Origin of the sequence: Allorhizocola rhizosphaerae, from assembly GCF_003426775.1 — a bacterium.
Lineage (GTDB): Bacteria > Actinomycetota > Actinomycetes > Mycobacteriales > Micromonosporaceae > Allorhizocola > Allorhizocola rhizosphaerae.
This window is the reverse complement of record NZ_QJUG01000333.1, coordinates 1-6828: the sequence shown is the minus strand read 5'-3', so window position 1 is coordinate 6828 and position 6828 is coordinate 1. Positions and strand designations below refer to the sequence as shown.

Here is a 6828-nt window from a genome sequence, read left to right as displayed (position 1 = left end):
CCGACCCGCCGACCTCACCCGGATACAACACTGGTCCGCCTGGCGCCGACACCACCAAGCCCGAGCACGCGCCAGCCACTACAAACGCCGGCACCAACTCGAATCAACCTGGTCAAGCCATAACCCGTGACTGCCGTACTAGATGGGGCCGGATGCCGATCCGAACATCGTGGCCATGATGAAGGATCTTGGGATGTCGTCGTTGCGATGGCTCGTGCGCCGTCGACGTCCGCCGTTTATGGGCGGCCTACTGGGCGATCCGCCCGCAGGCCGCGCCGGCCGATCCGCATCCCGGGCGCCTTAACTCCTACGGGACTTAAGCTTCAGACGGAGCCACGTTGCGACGGCGTTGAGGTTTAACCCTAGCCCAAACACGTTCGGTTTAAGTTCTAGCGCCTTTTCAAATACAAAGGACCAGTCATCCTCATCGAGTATTTCGTCGTCGTCGTAAGCTTTGACCACCTGGTGCGCTTGCCGTTCAATACGGGGTAAGTCCTCAACGAGGTCACGACCTGTCCGAGTTGCCGCAATAATTAGGTCAAGGAGACCACGAATCGAATCCGCATCCTTGAATGCGGCGAGGTTGATTGCTGCGAGATCTGTCATCTCTGGTGGGTCTTCAACACTTAGCGGACGCCTTGTCCCGATCAGAAACGGCAGACCGACATGAAGGAAGCTAGATCTCCAATCTCTATTCGCCCTTGCCTCGCCCTCCATGAATACTTGCGTAAGGCTGTCACTATACGCATAAGGGTTATCCTTATGAGGTCCTATAAGGACAGCTCGTGGCCCGAGTCGGCTTGCCACCAGTTCAAAAGCATCGTAAACAGCATCATTAATCCAGCTGTACCGAACACTGTACGTCGGTACATAGTATACGAAGGCACAGTGCTTGTCATTGGGAGGAATGAGCAAGATTGACGAGACACGATATCCCACGGAGCGAGCGTAGCCGCCTGCGGCAACCCGGCTGGCGGGTGACCCCTCCTCGACCTAGGGACACCGTGAAGTGGCTGTTCCTCGCTGTGCGCATGAAACTCAGGACTCCGTGCCGGATGGTTTCGGGCCGAAGCCGCGCCGCTTCTTGATCTCTTCATACTTCTCGCCGAAGACGTAGACGTAACCGAGGACCGCCTCGCCTAGATCTAGAGCGTCCTTCGCATCCTGCCGCGACACCGGGTCCGACGAGAAGTGCGCACCGGCGTTGCCTATGTAGCGCAAACCATGAGCCCATTCGACTATCCGGCCTTCGAGTATGCCGCTTGCCTTTAGGCTGTCGAGTTGCTTTTGGAGGCTATCAGTCTTCTTCGCACCCTGCTCGAGGCAGACCCCTTCAAGCGTGCGACGCACCATCAGCGCCGACGCCTTATAGAGTTTCGCTTTGAAAGCCTGCTTGGCCTCCTCGAACTCCGATCGTACATCGCCAGGTATTGACCAACTCGCATGTTCTCCCTGTGACGGCCAAACACGGTATGGGTCATACCATCCGGAGGGTGGCGTACCGTCTCGCTCCTGAACGAAGAGCATCGGATGCCCGCAGTGTTCACATTCGACAAAGGTCCACCTTGTGGGAAAAGGGTCATCCTCCACCCAGCGCTCGGTCCGGGCTAACACCCTACAGATGGATGCCTTCTCGCAGCTGGCGCATTCCGACGCGATGATGTCCGGAAGCTTGGTTTGCTCACTCACAAATTAACGATAGCCGCCCGGAGGTGCACATGCCTGTAGCGGGGCGCAAGCCAAAGGATGGCGACAAGAGAAATAGGGTAAAGCCTGTTCACGACTGGGTGGAGATCCTTTTGACGGGCCAGTGCCGGTGAAGCTCCCGACCCGCTGGGTCCTGTCGTCGCCGGAGGGACCGTATGAGGTGGCGATCCATCCCCTGACCCGGCAATGGTGGAAGACGCTGTGCGCGATGCCGCACGCGGTCTTTGTCGTCCGCCTCCGATTGGATGTCGCGCTCCAGACCGCGCTGGTTGCCGAGGACTTGCATCACGGGTGCACGACATTGGCGACGGAACTTCGGCAGCGCGAGAAGATCCTGGGCACGACCGCGGTCGCCCGCCGGGATTTGCGCATCCGCTATGTGTCCGAAGTAGACAAACCTGCCGATGAGGTGCCGGACGGTGCGGAGTTGCCCGCCGCGGTCGCTAGTATTGACGCCCGCCGCGCCCGCTTAACCGGCACCGGCTGAAGCCGGGCGGGTAGTGCGCGGGGGTGAGCGGATGCCCCGTGAACTGATCCGCGCACCCGAGCACGATCGGAACCGGTCGCTGGGCTGGTTTGCCACCGCGTGGATGGAACACTTCACCGTCCACGGTCCCGGCAATGTGCAGGGCCAGCCGGTCACGCTAGACGATGAGCTGACCGAGTTCGTCGTGGACTCCTACGCCCTTGACCCCTCGGGACGGAGGCTTTACGACAGCGCGTTTTTGCAAGTTGCGCGACATTTACCAGGACCTCGTCATGGATCGGTGACGAAGTCAGGCGGTGGTTGCGCGATGAGCGGCTAAGGCTGACGGCCTCTGCCTGGATGGCGACCCGTCGTCAAACCTCACGCTGTGCCTTAACGCCGCGCACCAGCGGTCATCGCTTACGACAATGCTTCTCCGGCCCGAGACGACATCGACAACACTGTTGCCGCACCGCGTACGGCGGGCAGTCGTGTCTGATCACATCACCTGCCCGACCGGTTCTGCTATACAGATAAGCCGGAGTGATGCTCTAACGCCCCAGCGAGGCGGCGGCGCGGGCGGAGGCGGCGTTACCGCTGCGCAGCCTGGTCGCAGCGACCACCGGCGCCGCCGCCGGCGTGCTGATCGTGGCGATCAGCGGCGACAGACCACGCAGCCTGACCCGGTAGCCGCCGACCTTGGCATGGCCGAACCCTGCGCCCTGCTTGGCGTGTCCGTACACCCGCCGCAGCAGCGAGTCCACATCCACGAAAACCTGCTCACCCGCACCGGGCAGCAGCGGCACCCGCCCAGCCAAAGCGGCCAGCAGGTCCGTGAGGCCGCCTCCAACTGCAGGCTGTGTCCCCAGGTGAAAAACCGTAGGAACGACCCCAGCGTCGACGGCGCATACACCCCCTCGAACAGCGCTTCCATCCCGCCGTGGCGCAGCAGGTCCAGATCGTCGATGCTGTCCGCGCCGGCGACCATGCCCGCCACAATCGCCGCGGCCTTGCCGCCAGGACGAGCCCCGGACGGCAGGTCCGGACGCACCCGAGCGTCGACCAGCCCGGCCAGGCTCACCTGCTCGGCCAGCTGCATCACCGGCACCAACCCAGCACACGACACCAGATTGCGCTCGTCGAACCGGACCACGACACCACGGGATCCATGCGATAACCTCACCTGCGAGGTGTCCTCTCGTAACGGGTAATGGTTGTCTCAGCAACTCCCATCTTCCCAGCTCAGGGGACACCTTTCTACCTCTGTCCACAATGGACGTTAGATCGTTACCGGTGGATTCAGGCTAAGGTCATCGAGGTCGCCGCACACCGCTTCAGCCGCGGGTACGGATACGGGCATGCCTGAGCACAGCTTCGATCCGTTCGGCTCCGGCGTTCCGGATGGCTTGGGGTGTCTGCCAATAGCCCAACATCAGCAGCGGACCTTTACGCCGCCAATCCACCGCCCGCTCCACCGCCGGGCTGATCGCCGTCAACAGTCCCTGCAGCCGCTTCGATGCGACCTGCCGGTCCCGGCTGAGCTGAAGCCGATGTGTCACCAGCAGCTGCAACTGGCACAACATATCATCGGCCGGGCAGGAGGATCGGCAGATCCGGTGTGGTCCGGGCGATATGGGCGATGATCGCGGCGTCGCGGGCGTCGGTCTTGTTCTCCCCGGGCCGCTTCATCAGTTCCTGGTTAGCGGAAAATCCCGACACGTAACGGGTTTCGAACTTGTGCCGGCGCAGGATGGCCAGCAGCAGGGCGGCGATGCCGGTGGTGACGTCGATGGCCCAGCACACTGGGAAACCCAACGCGAGCACCTCGGCTACCACGGCGGTGATATCACTCTCGTCGTTGACGATCCGGCGCGACAGCAATCGGCTCCCGCTGTCGTCGAGCGCTACCACATGATGAGCAACCTTGCCGATATCCACACCGACCCACACGTTCATGCCAGGCCGCCTCCAACATGGGGAAGAAAGGGGGGTGGTCCATGCGGCCGTGGGGCTTGCCGTTCATGCGCAACTTGACCGAAGCGATAGGTTCCGCGAGTCTCTATCAGCGGTTCGAATAGCAAGCCCTCATGCTGCAAGGAGTACGAGCCGACACCTCCGATCGCCAGCCATCACCACACGCGATCACGCATAACGAGCCATAGCCTCGACGCGGTGGACCACCCACATCAACGACCCATTCATGAACAGGTTTCGCGCCGCCGAACCCAGGCGTGATCCATGTCGTCGATCGCGCCACTGTCCACATAGGCCGGTTGGTGTTGCCGGATGCCGGAGACGACCAGGGCGATGTTGCCGCAGGCCGGTGGCGGCCAGTCGATGCCAGGCGGCATTTTGGCGTACCCAAATGCCGGAGTCTACCGGCACGTGCCAAACCGCTGAACCCGGGCCGTAGAGCACGCCATGGAGTCTCTATGTGGAAGGGTCCGATGAGTACATGGAGACGCCGCGGCCTGACTGAAGCCGCCGCGCTCAAGACCCCAACAGGCTCGCTAGCCCGACCCCATTTCCACGCGGAGCTTGTCATCGTCCTTGAGCACCACGACCATGCCGTCGCCGGGCCGCCAGCCGTCGGGGACCAGAAAGTACTTTCCGCCGGTGTATTCGAGGAAGATCAGGCCGCTGTAACGGTACCGGTATCGGCTGTCCTCCTTGGGAAGCGGTTCCTCGGCGACACCAGGCGCGTCGATGTGGAGCCGGTCCGGACTGTAAACGACCACCCTGACCGTGTTGGAGCCGTTCGACAGTTGCCGGGCGAGGTCGTCGGCGAGCTCGTTGCCCAGCACCTCGGCCCGACGCGAGCCCGACAGGAACAGGCAGAGCACGAGAATGAGCAACGCGAACGCCTTGCCCCAGCTGCCTCGCGGCGTTCGCCGGTCCGCAACGATATCCCGCAGCTGAAGTGCATACAGACCGAGCAGCACACTGGCGGCGACGCCCAGCGGGAACAGCACATAGGCATCCTCGGGCCAATAGAACCAGGCGGCAACGGGCACCACAGAACACAACACCGCGCAGATGAGCACGATCCACGGCCAGAAGTAAGGCGCCCTCCACAGGCGCACGCCGATACGCCGCCCATCGTCCGATCGCGACATGACGGCACGACCCACTAAGAACTGATCGAAAAACCACCACAGCATGCCACCGACCGCGACGATCAATAACAACTGGAACACCGGCCCAACGCTGCGCAGGATGTATTCGCGCGGCGACATGGCCAGGATGCTCTCGTCGATCCCCAGCCGCCGGGCCTGTGTCTCGCTGCGCTGCCAGCCGAAGTAGATCAGCAACGCGGTCACCACGGTGACATTGCCCAACAGCGCCGCCAGCTGCTTGGCCAGTTCCAGCGCAAGCCCGGTTCCGGCTTCCGCCGGAGGGGTGTCACCGTTGCCCTGATCGTGGTGACGGCGCGAGCCCGGCGCCGCATCCCTGTGTTCTGACATCATCGTGCGGCCTAGCGCGGCGAAGGAGTCGAGTTCGACGGCCGGGCAGACCCGGGCGGGGACGGGCTGGTCCCGCCGGCCCTCGCGCCTCTGGGATCCTGCTTGGGGTCGCCCCACTTGGGCATCTCACCCTCGTAGTACGCGTGCTTGCAGGGAAAGTCGTCCTTGGACCGCTGCCGTATGCCGCTGGCGGCCGCCTTGTACAACTCGCACATGTGCATGTCGGTGAACAGACCCTTCCAGCCGTAACGATTCGTGGCCAGGTCGAACCAGCGGCCGGCGGCATCGACATTGTTGCGGCACAGTTCCACTGCAATCTGGAAGATCAGCACTTCGCGTGGGTTATCGAGTCTGGACCAACTCCGATCCAACGCTGCCTGCACAGACGCACATTCGCCCTTGCGCAACGCCTCATACCAGCGCGCCGCGTCCTCAGCGACCGTTGAATCGCCCTCGGGCAAATCCAGCAGCCGGTACTTGCGGTCCGTTCTCCCGGATCCGGTCGGCGGTGTGGATTGGGTGTTTTGCGTGTCTTGACTGCCGGAGGGTGTCGGAGCGCTCGCGCAATCACGTGCAGCGCAGCCGCCGGCGAGGAGCGACACGACGATGAGACCAGTCGGGAATAGGCGGTGTGCCCCACCGGTACGGACCTTGGCGAGTATTTCGATCTTCGAGCACCTCATGATGGACCTCGAATCGTCACTTGACGAGCGGCTCGTGATCGGAGCTTAGACAACGAAGCAAAAGATGTCTGTCAATGTTAGGACAAAAGCCACGATCAGCGTGATCGACTGGTTGCTGAGTTCGTCGAGGCGGACACGGTACCGCCTTTCCCAAGCATCGTCGAGTTCCAATGAGACATCCGGCCGGTCTTGCCGTTCTGCAATCAGGGCAACTGGCGATCGAGTGATCCGGCGGCGTGGCGCTCTCGCGGCTGGGCGTTACCTCCCTGTATGCGAAAACGGCAGCTACACACGCCAAGCTCAATCCCAATCACAGCGATCGCTCACACCCCATGCAGCCTCATAGGCGCGGCACAGCATCACCATGTCGTCGACGCCTGAATACTGACCCCCTGACGGCGGGTCAAGGATGACCCCTCCGAGTATCAGGAGGGTGTTGAACGTGGAGGACTGGGCGGAGATCCGCCGGTTGTACCGGGCCGAGCAGATGCCGATCAAGGCGATTGCC

12 protein-coding genes are annotated in these 6828 nt (G+C 62.4%); 3 read left to right on the top strand and 9 right to left on the bottom strand.

Annotation, left to right across the window (positions count from 1 at the left end; translation table 11 throughout):
• Positions 1-300: 300 nt before the first annotated feature.
• The gene (locus DM816_RS43275; RefSeq protein ID WP_162908294.1) at positions 301-939 is read right to left on the bottom strand and encodes a hypothetical protein; all 639 of its coding nucleotides are present in this window, start codon (positions 937-939) and stop codon (positions 301-303) included.
• A 99-nt stretch (positions 940-1038) separates the two neighbouring features.
• Positions 1039-1689, bottom strand: a complete 651-nt coding sequence (locus DM816_RS39110; protein WP_162908293.1) for a DUF4145 domain-containing protein — start codon at positions 1687-1689, stop codon at positions 1039-1041.
• 127 nt (positions 1690-1816) lie between these two features.
• Here DM816_RS39110 and DM816_RS39105 point away from each other — a divergent pair, with 127 nt between their 5' ends.
• Together DM816_RS39105 and DM816_RS43270 are read left to right on the top strand one after the other, a co-directional pair.
• The gene (locus tag DM816_RS39105) at positions 1817-2194 is read left to right on the top strand and encodes a phage terminase small subunit (RefSeq protein WP_162908292.1); all 378 of its coding nucleotides are present in this window, start codon (positions 1817-1819) and stop codon (positions 2192-2194) included.
• A 31-nt stretch (positions 2195-2225) separates the two neighbouring features.
• Positions 2226-2513, top strand: coding sequence for a hypothetical protein (locus DM816_RS43270; RefSeq protein WP_162908291.1), 288 nt, complete (start codon positions 2226-2228; stop codon positions 2511-2513).
• A 211-nt stretch (positions 2514-2724) separates the two neighbouring features.
• Here DM816_RS43270 and DM816_RS46055 read toward each other — a convergent pair whose 3' ends face one another.
• Complete coding sequence (locus tag DM816_RS46055; protein ID WP_117215525.1) at positions 2725-2979, bottom strand: hypothetical protein; 255 nt, start codon at positions 2977-2979, stop codon at positions 2725-2727.
• Between the two features lie 134 nt (positions 2980-3113).
• Here DM816_RS46055 and DM816_RS46050 point away from each other — a divergent pair, with 134 nt between their 5' ends.
• Positions 3114-3350 (top strand): hypothetical protein, encoded by a 237-nt coding sequence (locus DM816_RS46050; RefSeq protein ID WP_162908290.1) that lies wholly within the window; start codon positions 3114-3116, stop codon positions 3348-3350.
• A 157-nt stretch (positions 3351-3507) separates the two neighbouring features.
• Here the strand turns inward: DM816_RS46050 and DM816_RS39090 are convergent, their stop codons facing one another.
• The 6 genes from DM816_RS39090 to DM816_RS44050 form a co-directional block, all read right to left on the bottom strand.
• A complete protein-coding gene (locus DM816_RS39090; RefSeq protein ID WP_162908289.1) occupies positions 3508-3744 on the bottom strand; it encodes a hypothetical protein in 237 nt (78 codons plus the stop codon).
• A gap of 13 nt (positions 3745-3757) precedes the next feature.
• Positions 3758-4129: an IS110 family transposase gene (locus tag DM816_RS39085; RefSeq protein ID WP_117215523.1), complete on the bottom strand. Its 372-nt coding sequence runs from the start codon at positions 4127-4129 to the stop codon at positions 3758-3760.
• 242 nt (positions 4130-4371) lie between these two features.
• Positions 4372-4524 carry a hypothetical protein gene (locus DM816_RS43265; RefSeq protein WP_162908288.1) on the bottom strand — a complete coding sequence of 51 codons (153 nt, stop codon included), beginning with the start codon at positions 4522-4524 and terminating at the stop codon, positions 4372-4374.
• A 159-nt stretch (positions 4525-4683) separates the two neighbouring features.
• On the bottom strand, positions 4684-5640 hold the full coding sequence (locus DM816_RS39080; protein WP_117215522.1) for a hypothetical protein: 957 nt from the start codon (positions 5638-5640) through the stop codon (positions 4684-4686).
• An 8-nt stretch (positions 5641-5648) separates the two neighbouring features.
• Positions 5649-6239 carry a hypothetical protein gene (locus DM816_RS43260; RefSeq protein WP_162908286.1) on the bottom strand — a complete coding sequence of 197 codons (591 nt, stop codon included), beginning with the start codon at positions 6237-6239 and terminating at the stop codon, positions 5649-5651.
• Positions 6240-6620: 381 nt separating this feature from the next.
• A partial coding sequence (locus DM816_RS44050; protein WP_211589051.1) for a hypothetical protein occupies positions 6621-6828 on the bottom strand: 208 nt, incomplete at its 5' end.